The organism is Vibrio sp. QJM3NY_21 (genome assembly GCF_057785975.1).
The window spans coordinates 507,520-525,419 of the sequence record NZ_CM173514.1; the positions used below are offsets into that span (position 1 = coordinate 507,520).

At 44.2% G+C, this 17,900-nt stretch carries 15 protein-coding genes; 6 read left to right on the forward strand and 9 right to left on the reverse strand.

Annotation, left to right across the window (positions count from 1 at the left end; all coding sequences use genetic code 11):
• Positions 1-76: 76 nt before the first annotated feature.
• A complete protein-coding gene (moeB, locus tag AC3CID_RS18090; RefSeq protein WP_488527831.1) occupies positions 77-826 on the reverse strand; it encodes a molybdopterin-synthase adenylyltransferase MoeB in 750 nt (249 codons plus the stop codon).
• A gap of 12 nt (positions 827-838) precedes the next feature.
• The gene (moeA, locus tag AC3CID_RS18095; RefSeq protein WP_146457668.1) at positions 839-2,074 is read right to left on the reverse strand and encodes a molybdopterin molybdotransferase MoeA; all 1,236 of its coding nucleotides are present in this window, start codon (positions 2,072-2,074) and stop codon (positions 839-841) included.
• Between the two features lie 216 nt (positions 2,075-2,290).
• On the opposite strand from moeA, the gene folE reads away from it, so the two are divergent.
• Positions 2,291-2,944, forward strand: a complete 654-nt coding sequence (folE, locus tag AC3CID_RS18100) for a GTP cyclohydrolase I FolE (protein WP_004731548.1) — start codon at positions 2,291-2,293, stop codon at positions 2,942-2,944.
• 65 nt (positions 2,945-3,009) lie between these two features.
• Here the strand turns inward: folE and AC3CID_RS18105 are convergent, their stop codons facing one another.
• The 5 genes from AC3CID_RS18105 to AC3CID_RS18125 all read right to left on the reverse strand — a co-directional run bounded on the left by AC3CID_RS18105 (position 3,010) and on the right by AC3CID_RS18125 (position 7,963).
• Positions 3,010-4,482: a C69 family dipeptidase gene (locus AC3CID_RS18105; RefSeq protein ID WP_488527832.1), complete on the reverse strand. Its 1,473-nt coding sequence runs from the start codon at positions 4,480-4,482 to the stop codon at positions 3,010-3,012.
• 508 nt (positions 4,483-4,990) lie between these two features.
• Entirely contained in the window at positions 4,991-5,572 is a 582-nt protein-coding gene (locus AC3CID_RS18110) for a hypothetical protein (protein ID WP_488527833.1), read from the reverse strand.
• Positions 5,565-6,104: a YaeQ family protein gene (locus AC3CID_RS18115; RefSeq protein WP_004731545.1), complete on the reverse strand. Its 540-nt coding sequence runs from the start codon at positions 6,102-6,104 to the stop codon at positions 5,565-5,567. The genes AC3CID_RS18110 and AC3CID_RS18115 overlap by 8 nt, the downstream gene beginning before the upstream one ends.
• A 115-nt stretch (positions 6,105-6,219) precedes the next feature.
• Complete coding sequence (locus tag AC3CID_RS18120) at positions 6,220-6,429, reverse strand: cold-shock protein (RefSeq protein WP_004731543.1); 210 nt, start codon at positions 6,427-6,429, stop codon at positions 6,220-6,222.
• Positions 6,430-6,877: 448 nt separating this feature from the next.
• The gene (locus tag AC3CID_RS18125; protein ID WP_488527834.1) at positions 6,878-7,963 is read right to left on the reverse strand and encodes a PQQ-dependent sugar dehydrogenase; all 1,086 of its coding nucleotides are present in this window, start codon (positions 7,961-7,963) and stop codon (positions 6,878-6,880) included.
• A 270-nt stretch (positions 7,964-8,233) separates the two neighbouring features.
• Between AC3CID_RS18125 and AC3CID_RS18130 the strand changes: the two genes are divergently transcribed.
• A complete protein-coding gene (locus tag AC3CID_RS18130; RefSeq protein ID WP_004731540.1) occupies positions 8,234-9,427 on the forward strand; it encodes a multidrug effflux MFS transporter in 1,194 nt (397 codons plus the stop codon).
• A 147-nt stretch (positions 9,428-9,574) separates the two neighbouring features.
• On the opposite strand, the gene AC3CID_RS18135 is transcribed toward AC3CID_RS18130, so the two are convergent.
• Complete coding sequence (locus tag AC3CID_RS18135) at positions 9,575-10,360, reverse strand: ABC transporter ATP-binding protein (protein ID WP_017091275.1); 786 nt, start codon at positions 10,358-10,360, stop codon at positions 9,575-9,577.
• A gap of 77 nt (positions 10,361-10,437) precedes the next feature.
• Positions 10,438-11,199 carry a siderophore ferric iron reductase gene (locus AC3CID_RS18140; RefSeq protein ID WP_171309409.1) on the reverse strand — a complete coding sequence of 254 codons (762 nt, stop codon included), beginning with the start codon at positions 11,197-11,199 and terminating at the stop codon, positions 10,438-10,440.
• 220 nt (positions 11,200-11,419) lie between these two features.
• Here AC3CID_RS18140 and AC3CID_RS18145 point away from each other — a divergent pair, with 220 nt between their 5' ends.
• The 4 genes from AC3CID_RS18145 to fhuB all read left to right on the forward strand — a co-directional run bounded on the left by AC3CID_RS18145 (position 11,420) and on the right by fhuB (position 17,697).
• Positions 11,420-12,328: an AraC family transcriptional regulator gene (locus AC3CID_RS18145; protein WP_017091277.1), complete on the forward strand. Its 909-nt coding sequence runs from the start codon at positions 11,420-11,422 to the stop codon at positions 12,326-12,328.
• 206 nt (positions 12,329-12,534) lie between these two features.
• Positions 12,535-14,682 (forward strand): TonB-dependent siderophore receptor, encoded by a 2,148-nt coding sequence (locus tag AC3CID_RS18150; protein WP_488527835.1) that lies wholly within the window; start codon positions 12,535-12,537, stop codon positions 14,680-14,682.
• An 82-nt stretch (positions 14,683-14,764) separates the two neighbouring features.
• Entirely contained in the window at positions 14,765-15,703 is a 939-nt protein-coding gene (locus AC3CID_RS18155; protein WP_488527836.1) for an iron-siderophore ABC transporter substrate-binding protein, read from the forward strand.
• A complete protein-coding gene (gene fhuB, locus AC3CID_RS18160; protein ID WP_488527837.1) occupies positions 15,703-17,697 on the forward strand; it encodes a Fe(3+)-hydroxamate ABC transporter permease FhuB in 1,995 nt (664 codons plus the stop codon). The genes AC3CID_RS18155 and fhuB overlap by 1 nt, the downstream gene beginning before the upstream one ends.
• The last annotated feature ends 203 nt before the right edge of the window (positions 17,698-17,900 follow it).

A 17,900-nucleotide genomic window follows, 5' to 3' on the forward strand; every position in this document is an offset into this window, starting at 1 on the left:
GCTGATGTTGAGGCCTAAAAAAGCCCTGACTTTTAGTCAAGGCTTAGGTTCTCGATAGGAGGGGATATGGTTTAGTCTATCGACACACCGAACAATTAGGCATCTTCATCAAATTCATTTCGCGCCAACTGTGTGACATGGCATCGAGAATCAAAAGCTTGCCTTGTTTTGGCTGCCCGAATTTAGCAATCACCTTAATCGCTTCTAAAGCTTGAGCAGCGCCTACCATACCAACAACAGGTGCCATAACGCCTGCTTCAACACAACTCAGTGCTGCGTTACCAAATAGCGCGCTTAAACACTGGTAACATGGTGCGTTTTCATCTTGATAAGTGAATACGCTAATCTGTCCTTCCATGCGAATCGCAGCACCAGAAACTAATGGCGTTTTAGATGCGTAGCATAAGCGGTTAAGTTGATTACGCGTTTCAACGTTGTCACTGGCATCAAGAACAAGAGAGTGTGCTTCGATTAAACTTGCTAGCGCTTCATCATCAAGTCGGTGATTGACAGTTTCAATCGTCAGGTGAGGGTTTAAAACCTGTAAAGACTCAGCGGCAGAATCCACCTTCTTCTTACCAATGTCAGCATCGGTGTGAAGCACTTGTCGCTGCAGGTTTGAAAGCTCAACAACATCATCGTCGATCAGTGTCAGCTTACCAACACCCGCAGTCGCAAGGTATTGAGTAGAGGCACAACCCAAGCCACCGGCACCCAGAACCAAGATTGAGCTCTGTTTCAGAGCTTCTTGGCCTTCAAAATCAAACTGTTTAAGGATGATTTGACGGTTGTAGCGAAGCATCTCAGCGTCAGACAGTATTTCCATCAGTAAGCCTCGTTAGTAAAGCGTCGAGTTAAACAGTTGGATCTGAACCGTTTCACCGACTTCAACACGGCCACGTTCACGCTCTAGAACCACAAAGCAGTTTGCTAAGCTCATTGAGCGGAAAGCGCCTGAACTTTGGTTGCCTGTTGTTTCTACGACAAACTGACCGTTTTCAATCGAGTAAATACCACGTTGGTAATCAGTACGACCTGGGCCTTTTTTGAATGCAGATTTAGTAATAGCAGGGATCGACTCTGGTGCCGTCCATGCGGTGTGACCTGAAAGTTTAGCCAGCATAGGTTGAACCAACACGTACATGGTCATCATCGCTGATACAGGGTTACCCGGTAAGCCACAGAACCACGCGTTATCTAATTCACCGAATGCGAACGGTTTGCCCGGTTTGATTGCCAGTTTCCAAAAGCCGATTTGGCCGATCTCTTCCAAAATGTCTTTGGTGTAATCCGCCTCACCAACACTCACGCCACCAGAAGTCACAACCACGTCTGCTATTTGCTGTGCTTTTTCGAAGGTTTCTTTAAGCGTCGCAGGACAATCTGGGATGATACCCAAGTCGATAGCTTCACAACCAAAGGCTTCGATTAATGGTTTAATACCGTAACGGTTACTGTCGTAGATCTGACCGTCTTCAAGAGGTTGACCTAATGGCTTTAGCTCATCGCCAGTAGAGAAGAACGCGACTTTAGGCTTATGTAACACTGTCACGTGGCTCACACCCAGTGAAGCAATCATTGGAATGTCACGAGGTGTTAAACGCTCACCGCGACTAAGAACGATATCGCCTTGTTTGATGTCGTCACCAGTAGGGCGAATGTTATTGTTCAGCTTGATGTTGTCTTGTTGAATCTCGATACCAGCCTCAGTTTCGGCCGTATTTTCTTGCATGATGACGGCGTCACAACCTTCAGGGATCTTTGCGCCAGTCATAATGCGAATACAGGTATTGCTTGGCCATTCACCTTCGAACGGTTGGCCTGCAAAAGATTTGCCTGCTAATGGTAGTACTTTACCGTTTTCTAGATCTGCTAAGCGCAATGCATAGCCATCCATTGCTGAGTTATCAAAAGGAGGTACGAAAATAGGGGAAAGAATATCTTCAGCAAGAACATAACCTAATGCTTCAGCAAGAGGTAGAGATAAAGTCGTTTGGATTGGTTTAATTGGTGATAGCAGCTTATCTAGTGCTTCTTCAATTGGCATTAAGCCCGGAGCGTCGCAACAGCCCATAATTGAAATCCTTTGGTCGTTATTATTTTGATTTAGTGGTTGGCAATGGTGGCTCAATAATTATCAAATCACGGTTGTTCGCCAACGAAATTGCAGCCACTTTAGCATAGTTTAAGCCCCGTAAATAATGACCTCCCTTAAAATATGGGTGTATTTATTCAAAATTCCGAGTATCCTTGTTTGCCATCCAGAAGGGGCAATAAAAGAGGAAGTTCAATGTCAGGTCTTAGCGAATCAGCGAAGTTGGTTAAAGATGCGCTAGCAAGCCGCGGATTAGAGACACCAATGCGTCCTAACCAGGTTAGCCGAGAAGAGAAAAAGGAACGAATCGAACACCATATGCGTGAGATTCTCACTCTCCTTGAACTTGATCTTGCAGATGACAGTCTGGAAGAAACACCACAACGTATTGCGAAAATGTATGTGGATGAGATTTTCTCTGGTTTGGATTACGCCAATTTCCCTAAAATTACCGTGATCGAAAACAAGATGGGTGTTCGTGAGATGGTACGAGTAAAAGACATTACCGTAACCAGCACATGTGAGCATCATTTAGTCACCATTGATGGTAAAACCGCAGTAGCTTACATTCCTCAAGGTAAGATCATTGGTCTTTCGAAGATCAACCGAATCGTTCGTTTCTTTGCTCAGCGTCCACAAGTTCAAGAGCGCATGACACAGCAAATCCTTGTAGCATTGCAAACGCTACTAGAAACGGATGATGTTGCTGTCACCATGGATGCGGTTCACTACTGCGTAAAATCTCGTGGTGTTATGGACGCAACCAGCGAAACGACAACAACTGCACTGGGTGGTATCTTCAGATCAAACCCAGCTACGCGCCACGAATTTTTGCACGGCCTTCGTTAGAACTAAACCTATTAAGATCAAAAAACGGAGCATTATGCTCCGTTTTTATTGGTTGCTTCATAAGCCTACAGATTGACTATTTTATTAAATTCTTCCTCTGAGTATTTCTTCTCTGTACTTTTAGTCAAATCTGTAATCATTTTGTATCTAAGCTCAGTCGCCATATCTAAGGTACGCTTAAGCTGTCCGTATGAGTAGTCGGCAGCCATGTTCAGAGCCGCTTGTTTATCTACTTTATACATGTCTGTTAACGTTTTATCTAAGTGTGCGACCTGCTTGTATAGTTGAGTTTCTTCTTTGTCCCAAGTTGCTTTTAGTATTGGTAAATACTTGTCCGGGTTTGTAGAAGCGAGGGCGGTTAAGCTACGGAACTGCCAATAAGCAGAGTCATCGCTGTAGTTATCATCGCCTACTTGGTACGCTTTTGGGTAATCTTGTAGGGTTGAGTATAACGGCACTAAAACAGATTCTGGTAACACGCCGAAGCTTTGCCAAATAATACCTTGAAGCTCTTCTGGCATCTCAGGGCGAAGCTGAATAATATGCGACTCTAGTTGACGCTCAACTCTAATTGGTCGTTTCGATTTTCCTTCCAAAACCGTGTCTTTATAAGTCGCGCTAAGTACTTCCGCCACATCTTCAACTGAGATTTGTGTATCTGGTTTCATAAACAAAGGGTATTGCGTCATGCGACTTTGTTGATGCAGCGAAGGTGTCAGCATTTTTTGGCCTAGCCATTCACGATCGATATTATACTCATCACCAATAACTCCGAATGCTTTAGCAAAATTGAAAGATTTTTTATCTGCGTTATCAAGCAGTTTGTGCTGTTCTACAAACTCGAATATATCTTTTGAATGCAGTACCTCTTTGTTTGCCAAGTTCACATCATGTACACGCAAGCCATTTGCAATCATGGCGTAACTGTCATCTGGCACTTTTACAGCAATCCAATGGTGACCTGAACCAATTTCAAATAACCACGCCTCATTGGTGTCTGCAATATAGAGACTGTTACCTTCACCAGCACCATAGGTTTCGATGTAATGACCGAGTAACTCTACGGCTTGTTTTGCGTTTTCTGCCTGAGGAAGGATTAGCGTAGGTATAATGGCTTCGATTACGCCATTGTCGATTAAAGGATCTACCTTGGCGACTTTGTCGTTTATTTCTGCGCTGGTTGTTGCTGAAATGGCAACGTTGTGTTCATTAATCCCACGTTCTTCATAGAACTTTCCATCGCGATTAACGGTATCCGCATCCCAGTCTGGTATCGCAGAGTAAGCAAAGAAGTGTTTTGGCATTGGAACAATTAACCCGTTACCTAACTGCCAGTCACCTTCTTGGTTATCTTGCGCAGGTCGAAACTTTAGGTATTTGTTCCAGTTGTTAATGCCAAAATCTTCATTACGAGCAATCATAATGCTACCGTCGCTCGAGGCTCCTTTGCCAACAATAAGCCCAGTACAAGCTATCGCATTACTGCTTAGTGCGACAGCTACTGCAGTTGCAAGAAAGGATACAGACCATATTTTCATTTTAATTCTCCGCTTATAAAACAAGATAATTTAAAGTTAACGTTAGTTGTATTTGCAGGTTTTTTATTATCATTTTATAAAAGTCAGTGTACTTATCATCATAGGAAAAAATGCTTCCGCTCGTCACATAAATGATCATTTCCATTTGAGAATAATTATCTGAAAAATATGCACTTTTTGAATAAATTGATAAGTTACATTTGTAAAATAACCTTGCCATATACGTAGCTTTAATTCGTCGTTTTATGGGAAGTATCATTATCACAACAAAACTTTGTTCGTTTCTAACGTATGGTTTTTGGATTGCAATCGGATAAACAACGATGCTGAAGCGCAGGAGCTTGTGGGGGCTTTTTTGCGCTTGTAATGAAGTGTCGTCATTCCCTAAAGTGAGGGACGAGCGTAATAGGGAATCTGCATTTTCGATGTGGGTTGGTTGGAACGGAAATTAGATGCGCCCTACAGAATCTATAAAGCGCAAATTTGGGTACAGCCGCTGGTGGAATGCTTAAGTAAGATTAAACAAACGCTTAAAGTGGTGAACAAAACCGGACGGCTTATTCTCAGCTTGATAGAGGTTCAAACCATCATAAAAACTTGCCATGAACTCTACGCGAATCTCATCATCAGTGTTTCTCGATACGCGAGATAGCAACGAAGCGGCTACTGCTGCGTGATCATTAGCAAGGCTGTAATCCATTCCTAGTCGTCCCTGAACGAACAACCACAAATGAGTGATTAACTTTAACTGCTGAGCGTTAGGGTTTTGAAACTTGTCACTGTGCTCAGTGCCCACTGTATTATCGAATACATTTTGCATCGCCTCATTCGCTTCTTTATTGCTTTCAAAGCGATAGCTTGCATCGATATGTACCTTGGTTAACAGACCAAGCAACGTCTGACGTGCAGAGTTGTCTGGCTTGTTCTCGCAAGCGTGCTTAAACAGAGCATGGTTGTCATCAATAAATGACTTTAACTCTTTTTCATAGCCCGTCGTCAGCGCTTTGACTGAATCGAGACCTGCGATCTGCAAACACGCTTCGAGCTTAGTTTGGCGCTGAGGTTCAGTCTGAGTTTGGATCTCAGTCATTACTCTGTAGCTCTTCCCACGTTACTTCTGCTGATTGAGTGTCGCTGTTTACAAACGCAGAGTTACCCGACAGCATTACTGAAAGGTCCATAGTACGTTGTGTCATCGCTGCTAGTTGCTCAATACCATCGTTGTCTAGACGAACGATCTGAGCTTTCAGGTAACCGAATTTACCTTTGTTCTGTTCCCACCAAACGTTCGACTTGGTGTTGAAGCTGAACACGCTCACTGACTTAGATAAGCGAGTCGCCTTCTTAACGCGTTCTGGATCGGGTTCGCCAACATCAATCCACTCTAAGATTTGGTCATCTAACGACTTCTGCCATAAATCGGGTTCTTCAATGCTAGACAACCCTTTAGTGAACTCAAGTTCAGGAGATGCATTGATACAGAAAGCAATGATACGAGCCATCATGCGCTGTTCTGTTTCAGAAGGGTGTTGAGCAACCGTTAGATTAAAAGAGTCGTAATAGTCGCGATTCATATCGGTTAAAGAAATACGAAACTTATAGATTGTGGGTTTGAGAGCCATTGATAGGGTGTCTTAGATAGAAATAGTGGGAGGATGTTACCTTAAATCTCTGAATAGCGGGTAAAAAAATAGCCAGCAGAGGCTGGCTATTTTTAGAAAGCTTTAAAATACTAAATTAAAGTACTTTGATGCTGTCAGCTTGTGGGCCTTTTTGACCTTGAGATACAGTGAACTCAACTTGTTGGCCTTCAGCAAGAGTTTTGAAACCGTCGCCTGTGATTGCAGAGAAGTGTGCAAATACGTCTGGGCCGTTTTCTTGCTCGATGAAGCCGAAGCCTTTAGTTTCGTTGAACCATTTTACTTTACCAGTAACTGTGTTAGACATGATGATATCCTAAAATTAAATTTTTATTTTGAGCCAATTGTGGCACTGATAGCGCGGAAAAGTTTATTGCTATTGCGTACAACACAACGGGGTTACTAGTAATCCAACGAAATGTTTATATACAAAGAACTTTCTTTCTAGCCGAGATGAAGTCTAAATCAAATCAGGGGATAGTCAATCGAATCCATAGTGAAAGGTTGCAGAAACTTGGGGGTAGTCAAACTTTGCATTCCTTAAATATCATGGAGTTACAGTTGTATGGTGATTTGTTGTCATTTTTGTGAAAATGGTGGTCGAAATTGATGACGAATTTGGAGTGAATGCACTGTTTTAGCGCATTTATTTTTGCAAATTAGAAGCCGCTAACTGGGTGTTGAGCCCACTTTTAACGGCTTATATTTATAACTGTCGTTGTAAGGGAAATGTCTTTACTTGAACGAGAACTAGACTACTTTTTCAAGCGGTACAGGTTGCCATTATCGGTACTAAAAAAGATGTCGCCGCTTGGTGAAGTTTCGATGTCTCTTATCCTTTCGCCTAAGTCTTCTAAAATACGCTCTTCCTTGATTGCCTCACCTTGTTCATTGACTGTCACAATATTAATGTGAGTAAGCTTAAGTGCGCCAGCCAGCAACTTTCCTTTTAACTCTGGGTATTTATCGCCTTGGTAAACAATCAAGCTCCCCGGAGCGATTGAAGGAACGTAGACTTTTTTAGGCGCTTCAATACCATCTTTGGTTTTAGACTCGCCAATGCTGATAGGGCCCCAATACTCTTTTCCGTGTGAGGTGACTGGCCACCCATAGTTGGCACCTGCTTTTATTAGGTTAATTTCATCACCACCGCGCGGGCCGTGTTCAATCGACCAAAGCTTTTGAGTCGGGGCATCATAGAACAACCCTTGTGGATTACGATGGCCATAACTCCAAATCTCATTGAGTACTTTGTTGTTGTCAGTGAATGGGTTATCGCTTGGCGTGCTTCCATCGGCATTTAATCGCAATATTGAGCCAGCATGAGTCATGGTGTCTTGGCCGTTGTCCCTGTCACCACGATCGCCGATTGAAAAATACAGGTGGTTCTCATCAAAGGTGATACGGCTACCAAAGTGACGCCCTGTGTCCGTTCTGGATTTCGACACAAACACGTCTGTCCAATTAGTGATTTCATTATTACTGTAATTAGCAGAAGCCAGTGTCGTTACACCTTCACCATCGACGTCTTTACTATAAGTGACGTAGAACCTTCCGTTTTCAAAAGGGGAGAGTGCGATATCCAATAATCCACCTTGGCCTTTCGCCCAAACATTTGGCAGCCTGAACAATGTGTTTTGATCGCCGGTCTTTAAATCAATGTGTTTAATGACGCCTGATTTTTCTGTTACTAGCATGGAGTTGTCGTTGATATAAGCCAACCCCCAAGGTATCACGAGTCCGTCGGTGAGCTTTTCTGCCTGCCACGCAAAGGCTGACGTTATAGGAGCAAGGGCAAGCAACGCCAAAGCACATGGGAAAATACGGTGATGAGTGTTCATTGAAGTCTCTTGATTATGAGCGTCTAGTGTTAGTCTAGCGCCTGTGGTCGATAGGCGGAAAGTTGAGGTTACTGAAAAGTGACTATTCACATATTTAGTTGAACGTCTATTGTATGATTATACAAGCTCACGTATGTTTACTGAGCCTTTCTCTATTTGATCCAGTCGGAGCATTATGAACAACTCGCCAGCAGCGTTTCCACTATTCTCTCTGTTTTTATGTTGTGAGTTAGATACGCACGTTTTTTCTTCGAACGGACGTATTAAACGATGAGTCGTCGATTTGACTTTAAATCGATCCTACTTGCGTGTTTGGTCATCAGTATCGGCCAACTCAGTATGGGGTTGGTATTTCCTTCTTTACCATGGATAGCGAAAGACTTCGATGTATCCCTAGAGCAAGCCCAGCTATTGGTAAGCGTGTATCTATTAGGTTTTGGGCCTTCCCAGTTTATTTATGGCCCTATTTCCGATGCTCTCGGGCGCAAGAAAGTACTGCTGAGCGGATTACTAATCGCCATGCTGGGACTATTGATGATCATTTTCTTCAGCCATTCGTTTACCAATATGGTGATGGGGCGATTTCTACAAGGCCTAGGAACCGGCTGTTGCGCTGTACTTGCTCGCGCCTCGACGCGCGATAGATTCAACGGTGCAGACTTGCCTTTGGCGATGTCTTATATTGCAATGGTTGCGTCTATAACACCTTTGATCGCGCCTGTTATCGGTGGGTTTATTAACTTCCACTTTGGCTGGAGTATGGTGTTTATCTCACTACTTGGCTATGTCTCATTGGCTTGGGTGGTATTGGCGTTCAAGTTTAAGGAAACCGTCACTCAGGTTTCAGCTATCCCTTCACCGAAGAAAATGGTTTCTCAATATAAAGAGTTACTTACTTCTCGTTATTTTATGAGCTTTGCGAGTATCGGTTGGCTTAACTTTAGCTTGATGATCACCACCGTATCAGTGATGCCATTTATCATGCAAAACCAGATTGGCATGACGTCAGATGAATACGCGATGTGGGCGGTGATTCCTGCATTAGGCATGCTGGGCGGAACAAGCTTATGTAACCGTATTCGCCCTATGCTGGGCAACAAGAAAACTCTGTTATGCACACCTGTATTACATGTTGCTGCGGCGTTATGGCTTTTCTTTTGTCCACTTGAGCCACTGTATTTAATGCTTGGCCAGTTCTTGATGATTCTTGGCAATGGTATTGCGTTACCTTGTGCTCAGGCCTTGGTGATGTTGCCTTATAAGAAGAACGCTGGCGCGGCTGCTGCGATGTCCGGCGGAGGGCAGATGGTGGTGTCTTCAATGGTGAGTATGGGGCTAGTTCAATTAGGGCTAGGAGAAGCGTGGCATCTATCGCTTGTCATCATGTTGTTCACACTGATTACCCTGTTTAATATTTTACGTGGTTTCAGTAGCCAAGAAGCGAGAGAGTCCCAGCTTAGCTAGTTATTTAATTATTTAGCTAGCTAGCGAGCGAAAAACGAAAAGGCCATTGAAGTTTATGATTTCAATGGCCTTTATTATGCTTAGAGCTTAGAGCTTAGAGCTTAGAGCTTAGAGCTTAGAGCTTAGACTTAAACTGAAATGTTCGAACTATTCACAGACGACTGCAACCTTCTCACTTGCTGCAGTATTGGCTGGAACTGGATGATCGATCAGTCGGATAGGGGACTCATACAGTGCTGACAAAGCCTCTTCATCGAGTAACTTATCTGCGCTGCCTTCGAACGCAATCTGACCTTTTTTCAGGGCGACAATATGTGTCGCGTAACGAAGCGCTAGGTTCAAATCGTGCAAAATAACGATCACCCCAACATCTTCTTTTTTGTTGAGTTCAGACAGTAAGCCCATGAGCTGAAACTGATGATGAACATCCAATGCAGAAGTCGGTTCATCAAGGATCAATACCGGTGATTGCTGAGCCAGTAGCATAGAGACCCACGCTCGTTGACGTTCACCACCAGATAAGTCATCCGCTAATGCTTGTGAGAATTCAGTAACACCGGTTCTTTCCATTGCTTGCTGGATGATCGACTTATCTTCTGAATTCCAACGGCCTAGTGCGCCTCTCCATGGGAAACGCCCTAAACGAACCAGTTCTTCGACAGTTAAGCCAGCAGAGGCTGGGAGCTTTTGCGGTAAATAAGCAATCTGCTTGGCTAAGTCTTTGCTTTTGAATGAAGAGAGGGAAGCGCCCTCTAGTTCCACGCTGCCATGATCCGGTGACATCTGCCCAGAGAGCAAATTAACGAGTGTAGATTTACCCGAACCATTATGGCCAAGAACGACGGTCAGTTCGTTGGTCGGAATCGTGAGGTCTTCGATTGAGAGAATCGTTCGTTCATCACGAACAATTTTGATGTTTGAAAGCTGAAACATGTCAGTCCTGTGCCTAGGCTAATAAAGCGCTTCAGTGAAATTAAACGAGCTTTATTGGCTTTTAAAAATAGAGGGTGTTATTGAGCTGTTTTTTTGTTGTCGGGGTGTCTTGGGCAATCGTCGCAGTACTTTCTTGAATCACACTTATAAACCAAACAGCAGCTGATTCTGATCAGTTTTAGCATCCCCGAATCAGCGTCTATTTTAAGGCTGTCTAAATGATTTTCAGGTAACTGGCATGCTTCTAACCAAAGCTTAGCTTGTTCAGTGATATAATCGTTGGTTAGGCTCGGTTCGTGCTGCTGTAGTTTTATCAAGCTGCCTAGTAATAGATCAGCAAGTAGATGATTGGTAAACCCCGGACGAATACGTGTCCATTCACTAATCTGGCTACGATAAAACTCTGTTAGTGCAAGAATAGCTTCGCCTGCTTGTGGAATCAGTTCTTCTGGTGAGCCGTGTTCATGATCACCATTAAAGAAACGGTAGCCTGTGACAAATTCTTTGTACCTAAACTGGCCGATATTCTTAATATCAGGCAGTGAGTGAAGGCCGTAGATAGATATAAAGGTCACGTAGATTGGTTGCCAGCAAACCAGATCCCACGTTCGGGTTAACCAATAGGCTTTGCCTGCTTCTGGGTGGCTCTGCGCAAGGCCATCGTAAACGCGTTTGATTTCTTTATGGCTATCATCATTCGTTATTGCAATGCTCTTGCTATGCAGAGCACCAAAGCTTCCACTTAAATAAGGTGTCACTTGTTTTGAGTGAGCGAAGATTTTCTGATGTAGAGACGGGGCTCTCCGACGAGTGATAATATTGTGCAGCTGGGAAAGCATCATAAACCATTAAATGAGAATCAGTAGCGTTATCATAACGGACATGATCGAGGATAACCATACAAAATGGAGCATCTACTCGGTGCCTCTGTCTTTTGGTCATTTTATAGAACACACATGAGCGCTTCTTTTTTTGAGTGATAAAAGCCGTTTTAAATGATAAAAGTATTGATGAGTCGAATATGTCGCTGCCAACTATAGAGAATATGAAAGCTTGAATATGAACACACCTGCATTTGGTCGTATCAGTCGCGTTTTGACCTATATCCATTCGAACCTTAGCTCCTCGCTATCGTTAGAAGATATTGCGACACAAAGCTGTTGGTCTCGTTGGCAGCTTCAAAGAGTGTTTCAAGCCGAAACAGGGCTTACTGTGGCTAACTATGTGAGAGAGCTAAAGTTAAGCCAAGCTGCAGAACACCTGCTTGATGGAAAAGAGCGCGTGATAGATATTGCTCTTGGGCTCGGGTTCAATTCAGAAATAAGCTTTAGTCGCTCGTTTAAGCAGATGTTTGGGTCTAGCCCAAGTCAGTATAGAAAAGCAGGCAAAAGAGTCGGGCTAAGAAAGCCGATACAAGTATCTGAAACAGCGAGTACTTCTGAAAAAGGGGCGTTAAGCTTTGTGGAAGTGCGCATTGATGAAAGAGAGTCTTTCCTAGTGAAAGGTATGACATCAGAAATCAGTGGTTTGTTTTCACTCACGCAAGACTTCGCTCAGAAAGTCCCTCAGCTATGGTCACGTTTAGAAGGTGAGGTTGAGATCCCTGACGACAACGTGCTCCAGTTCATTGGCGTGGTTGACCTGACTCAGTCTTGCTTTGACGGGACTAATATTCACTATTGGGCAGGGGTAGAGCTTCAGGAAGGAATTTCAATCCCGCAATTACCGAGTATTATCTCTGAAAGGTTAGAGGTACTGACGGTTCCTAAGCAAACTTATGCTGTAGTGAAGCACTGTGGTCCAATTGAGAATTTACGACACACCTTGAGTTGGTTTGTGCTGAATTGGATGCCAAGTTCAGGTTATCGTGGCGTTGATGGATATGAGCTTGAAGTGTACCCGTTTGCCTACCAAGCACATGCCTCTGACGCTGAAATGGAGTACTGGGTTCCTATTATTAAATCGTAGTCATATTCCCGCTCACTCTCTTCTAGCAAAGCCTTCCTATCAATAGGGTCAATTGTCTTTTTAATCACCAATTGACCGTTTTCTACTAAAAATAGGTCAAGTTCTTTTTGAATTTGCACCAAATTGTTAATTATCCCACCTCTAGATACATACAATGCAAATGAGATTTATTATTATTTATATTAAGCATTGGTACCGAGGGAATTATGACCACTCACACTCGTTTTAAGTATTCATCATTGGCAGTAGCGTTGCTGACTGCGTTCTCAGCGCAAGCATTGGCGGAAGAAACCGTTACTGCGGCAGATTCGAATGTAGAAACTGTCACTATTATGGGTAAAGCCTATCGTAATACAGCAACTAAATCGGCACTTGAGCCAGAAGAAACACCTCAAGGTATTACAGTCATTGATGAAGAACAGTTAGAGCAACGAGGTGTAAAGTCTCTTAACCAAGCGCTTAGATACGCGCCGGGTGTTGTGACTGAGCAAAAGGGCGCATCAGTAACCATGTACGATACGTTCTCGATTCGTGGGTTTAGTAACAATCAGAGTTACTACGATGGCTTGATTCTGCCGTTCCTGACTGGATGGAACCTGCAACCTCAGATCGACCCTATTGCGATTCAGCAAGTTGAAGTGTTTAAAGGCCCTACGTCTGTGTTGTATGGATCGATGCCGCCGGGTGGTATGGTCAACATGATCGCGAAGGCACCGCAAGAAGACGGGTCGACAAAAGTGGGTGTATCTACAGGCTCAAGAAACTTGATGGAAGCGTCAATTGATACTTCAGGTCAGTTAGGTGACAGTGACTTTTCATATCGTTTAGTTGCACTCGCTCGTAAACAAGACAGCCAAGTTGATAACGCTGAAGAAGAGCGTTATGTGATTGCTCCATCGCTAGATTGGCAGGTATCTGATAGAACACTTATTAACTTCAATCTTTACTATCAGAATGATCCGTCAATGGGTACTAACTCTGCAATGCCGCTCGACGTATTGAAGGCAAGTGATCCATCTGTGTCTATGGGCGACAAGAACTGGAGTACTTTTGAACGTGAAGTCTTGATGTTAGGTTACAAAATTAACCACCAAATCAATGACAACTGGACTTTCCTTCAGAACGCTCGTTATTCCGATGCGTCGCTATATCAAGAAAACACCTACCATCGCGGTACGAATTTTAATGCCGCAACTGGTAGCTTAATTCGAAATGTATATAGCACGGATGAAGACTCTCAAAGCTTTGTTATCGATAACCAAGTTTCAGGCCGCGTCGAAATTAGTGGCTTAGAGCACAATTTACTATTCGGTGTCGACTACCTAAAGCTAACAGGTGACTCTTTGTACAAAGAGTTTGATGCAAACAGTAGTTTCGGTGATTTCAACGCATACAATCCAAATAACGACCTTTTGGATAAAAGTCAGCTTCAAGAGAATTACCGTGAATCCCACGACATTACTACCGAGCAACTGGGCTTGTATTTCCAAGATCAAGTTCGCTACGACGCGCTGGTTTTACTTGCTGGTGGACGTTACGACATGTTTAAAGCGAGTGACGATAAAACGAGCACTTACCCAACAAGCGATGGCACAGAAAAAGCGGATCACAATCAGTTCTCTTACCGCGTAGGCGCGTTGTATGAGTTAGATAATGGCATCTCTCCATTTGTAAGTTACGCAACGAGTTTTGAGCCAGCGGCAGGTACTGATATCAACGGTAACTCGTTGAAACCTCAGTTGGGTGAGCAAGTCGAACTCGGTGTGAAATACCTTTCTGCTGATATGGCACAGCAACTTACCGCATCATACTTTTACATTACTAAGAAAGACTCAATTGCTGCAGATCCATCAGATCCAACATATCGCTCTAAGATTCAGTTAGGTGAAGTACGTTCTCAAGGTGTGGAAGTCGAAGGCCGATGGTTTGTAACGGAAGATTGGGATGTGAACGCGAGCTACACCTATGTCGATATGGAAGTGACGGAAGATGCAAATCCTGAACTAGAAGGTACGACACCGATCTACGTACCAACACACGCTGCGAATCTCTGGAGTAATTACTATGTTTACGGTGGTGCTTTAGCCGGTACGCGTTGGAGTGCAGGCGCTCGTTACATGGGTGACATGGAGATGGATGCAACCAATACTCAAGGGAAAGTGCCGTCTTACACTGTCGTTGATATCTCTGTGGGTTATGACCTAGGGGAAGCAAGTGAAACTCTGTCAGGTGCAACGGCTAACTTGCTCGTTAATAACCTGTTTAATGAAGAGTACTACACCTGCTACGACCAATCGAACTGTTGGTTCGGTGCAGAGCAGTCAGTAGAACTCAGCGTGAACTACGAGTTTTAATTCATTTGAATACATAAATCTAAGCAGCCTGTGTAGGCTGCTTTTGTCGTTAAATAAACAATTAAAAAGTGACAGTGATTATATGAAAGCCAACTATTTTACTTCTCGTTTTCCTAAAGTGAGTTCGTTCATTGTCTCATTGAGCTTGTTGTTATCAGCTCAAGCGATGGCCAACTTTCAAGTTGAAGACAGTGAGGGTGTTAAAACCCTTGAAGCTCAGCCTATTAGAGTGGCTGCGCTGAACTGGGACATTGCTGAACAAGTGATTGAACTCGGTGTCACGCCAGTAGCAGTACCTGATATTGCAGGTTATACCGATTGGGTTGTTCAGCCTGCGATTCCAGAAGGCGTGGCGGACATTGGCACTCGAACTGAGCCTAATTTTTCTGCTTTGAAGAAGCTAAACCCCGATGTGATTCTTATTGCTTCGCCTCAGAAAGATCTTCAGGAACGACTTTCTGAAATTGCGCCCGTGCTTTACTACCAAACATACAGTGACCAGCACAGCAATGCAGCGGCTGCTATCGAGAACTTCAAGAAGATAGGTCAGTTGCTTGGTAAAGAAGAACAAGCGAACCAAAAGCTGGCCGCAATGGATGAGCGTATCGCTGTTCTAAAAGCTGAGTTAGATAAAGCGTATCCGGGCGACAAACCGAAAGTTACCTCTTTCCGTTTTGCGAGCACCACATCGGTGTTCATTTATGGCGATAACTCTATTCCACAATACGCACTTGAACAGCTAGGCTTTGACAATGCGATGGATCTTCCTGCAAGTCAGTGGGGCATCAGTCAAAAACGCATGACCGAGCTTAAGAACGTGAAGAACGGTATTGCGCTTTACTTTGAACCTTTCCCATATCAAGACAAGCTAGACCGTTCTCCGGTTTGGAAGAGCATGCCTTTCGTTCGCAAGGGTCAATTTAGCCCAGTCGCGGCAAGTTGGAGTTACGGCGGTGCAATGTCGATCTTGTATAACGCAGAAGCCATGGCGCAATCGTTGTTGACGCTAGCGGAGCAGTAATGAAATCCAGTGGTTTTATGATGGGGGCTGCGCTACTTTGTGCTGCCCTTGTTCATTTATGGTTAGGGCAGTCGGAATTTGGCCCTATTGGTGAGTTGCTTCAACAAGCCTCACAGATCAGTGACATCGTTACATTCAATAAAATGGTCGATGATTCATTCGAGTTGATGGCGTTAGCCTATGTCAATTTACCTCGCTTGGTGATGGCGATCTTGGTCGGCGGAACACTTGGCACTATCGGCAGCTTGTTTCAACAATTGACGCAGAACCGCATGATGTCCCCGTTAACTTTGGGTACATCATCAGGGGCGTGGCTTGGTCTGGTTATTCTGAATGTGGTAGCGCCGATGTTGGTCGCTCAGTATTCAGTTTGGTTTGCTCTAGTTGGTGCGCTGCTTGCGATGGGGCTGATTGTTTCGATTGTTGGCATCAAAAACATGAGCGGCTTGCCAATTGTATTGGCGGGTATGGCGGTCAACTTGTTGCTAGGGGCATTTGCGACAGCGATTATTCTGCTCAACGATCAGTACGCACAAAATCTGTTTGTATGGGGAGCTGGCGACCTAGGACAGAATGGTTGGGAACAAGTGCTTTGGTTGATGCCTAAGCTGTTGCCGATTTTTGCCATATTCTTCTTAGCTCCGCGAGTTCTGACTTTGCTTTCCATCGGCACAGAAGGGGCAGCAGCGCGCGGGCTCAATATTGGCACCACATTCTTTGTATTGATGGTGGTTGGCGTTTGGTTGGTTTCAGTATCGATTACCTCAGTGGGCGTGATCAGCTTTATCGGTTTGATTGCTCCGAACATTGCTAGACATCTAGGTTTTCTAAAGGCGAAATCTGAACTCATCGCAAGCTGTGTATTAGGTGCGTTACTGCTGTGTGTCACTGACAGCTTGGCGATTTTCTTGGCGCAATGGTCTTTGGACATGATTCCAACAGGAACGGCAACTGCTGTGGTTGGTGCTCCTGCGTTGATTATTATTGCGAGAAAGCAATTATCGGCTCAAGATCAGCTGTTTTTCTCGATGCCTAAAGGTCCAAAGTCTATTTCACCTGTGGCTTACTTCTTGTTGGGGACGATGATCTTGGGGCTGTTGGCGTTGAGTACATTGTCTCAGCCTTCTTCTGATATGGGCTACTTTGTTATTCCAGACGCATTTGAATGGTCTATTCGTTGGCCGAGAATGTTAACCGCGATATTCGCTGGTGGCGGCTTAGCGGTGGCGGGTGTTATTTTACAAAGATTGGTCTACAACCCGCTCGCAAGCCCAGATATTCTTGGTGTGTCGGCGGGTGCAGTTCTGGCGTTGATTTTCAGTAGCTTATTCATGGGCTATTCGATTCACTCACTAAGCCCGTGGGTTGCATTTTTAGGTAGTGCGATTGCACTTTGTTTATTGCTGTTTCTTGGAAAGAAGCATCAGTTTGCTCCGTCTATTCTAATTCTGACAGGTATCTCGTTGACCGCGGTATTGGAAGCTTTGGTGCAATTCTCTCTAACGCGAGTGGGTGAGGGGAAATACACTTTATTGGCTTGGTTAGCAGGGTCTACCTATCGTGTTGAACCTGAGTCAGCAATGATTATGGCCATAGTGATAACGGCTTGTATTGGTGTGGCTCTGCTGTTGAGTCGTTGGGTGACCTTAATTGCGGCGGGACGTCAGTTCGCGAGTGCCAGAGGGTTGAATATCAATATCGCCTACGTGGCATTGTTGTGTATTGTTGCGATCTTATGTTCGGTCGTGACAACCACCATGGGACCAGTCGCGTTTGTCGGCTTGTTGGCTCCGCATATTGCCGCAATGGTGGGTGCGCGTTTGGTTCGAGAGCAGATCATCTTGTCGTTTTTAATTGGTGCTGCACTCATGTTATTTGCTGACTGGTTAGGGCAAATGGTGGTGTTTCCGGCGCAGCTTGCGGCAGGTACTTTGGTCTCGATTATCGGTGGTAGCTACTTTATCTTCCTGTTATTGAAGTCTCGAAGAACCTAGATTTAGCGACTAACTGAAAGTTCTTGGACATCAAAGCTATTGTCAATAAAAGCGACTAATGAAAAGCAGTGATTGGAGTGATCCATCACTGCTTTTTTATTTGCGTCTCTTGGTTAACTCGGCGAGAAAATGAACAACACAGCTCTCGCTTCTCATACGCAAACTTTGCATGTGTTAACAAGATGTATAATCTAAAGGTCTGA

Coding starts and splice junctions, on each gene's coding strand:
- moeA (WP_146457668.1), bottom strand. CDS start 2,074: ATGGGCTGTTGCGACGCTCCGGGCTTAATGCCAATTGAAGAAGCACTA.
- AC3CID_RS18135 (WP_017091275.1), bottom strand. CDS start 10,360: ATGTTTCAGCTTTCAAACATCAAAATTGTTCGTGATGAACGAACGATT.
- folE (WP_004731548.1), top strand. CDS start 2,291: ATGTCAGGTCTTAGCGAATCAGCGAAGTTGGTTAAAGATGCGCTAGCA.
- fhuB (WP_488527837.1), top strand. CDS start 15,703: ATGAAATCCAGTGGTTTTATGATGGGGGCTGCGCTACTTTGTGCTGCC.
- AC3CID_RS18150 (WP_488527835.1), top strand. CDS start 12,535: ATGACCACTCACACTCGTTTTAAGTATTCATCATTGGCAGTAGCGTTG.
- AC3CID_RS18120 (WP_004731543.1), bottom strand. CDS start 6,429: ATGTCTAACACAGTTACTGGTAAAGTAAAATGGTTCAACGAAACTAAA.
- moeB (WP_488527831.1), bottom strand. CDS start 826: ATGGAAATACTGTCTGACGCTGAGATGCTTCGCTACAACCGTCAAATC.
- AC3CID_RS18140 (WP_171309409.1), bottom strand. CDS start 11,199: ATGCTTTCCCAGCTGCACAATATTATCACTCGTCGGAGAGCCCCGTCT.
- AC3CID_RS18155 (WP_488527836.1), top strand. CDS start 14,765: ATGAAAGCCAACTATTTTACTTCTCGTTTTCCTAAAGTGAGTTCGTTC.
- AC3CID_RS18130 (WP_004731540.1), top strand. CDS start 8,234: ATGAGTCGTCGATTTGACTTTAAATCGATCCTACTTGCGTGTTTGGTC.
- AC3CID_RS18145 (WP_017091277.1), top strand. CDS start 11,420: ATGAACACACCTGCATTTGGTCGTATCAGTCGCGTTTTGACCTATATC.
- AC3CID_RS18110 (WP_488527833.1), bottom strand. CDS start 5,572: ATGACTGAGATCCAAACTCAGACTGAACCTCAGCGCCAAACTAAGCTC.
- AC3CID_RS18115 (WP_004731545.1), bottom strand. CDS start 6,104: ATGGCTCTCAAACCCACAATCTATAAGTTTCGTATTTCTTTAACCGAT.
- AC3CID_RS18125 (WP_488527834.1), bottom strand. CDS start 7,963: ATGAACACTCATCACCGTATTTTCCCATGTGCTTTGGCGTTGCTTGCC.
- AC3CID_RS18105 (WP_488527832.1), bottom strand. CDS start 4,482: ATGAAAATATGGTCTGTATCCTTTCTTGCAACTGCAGTAGCTGTCGCA.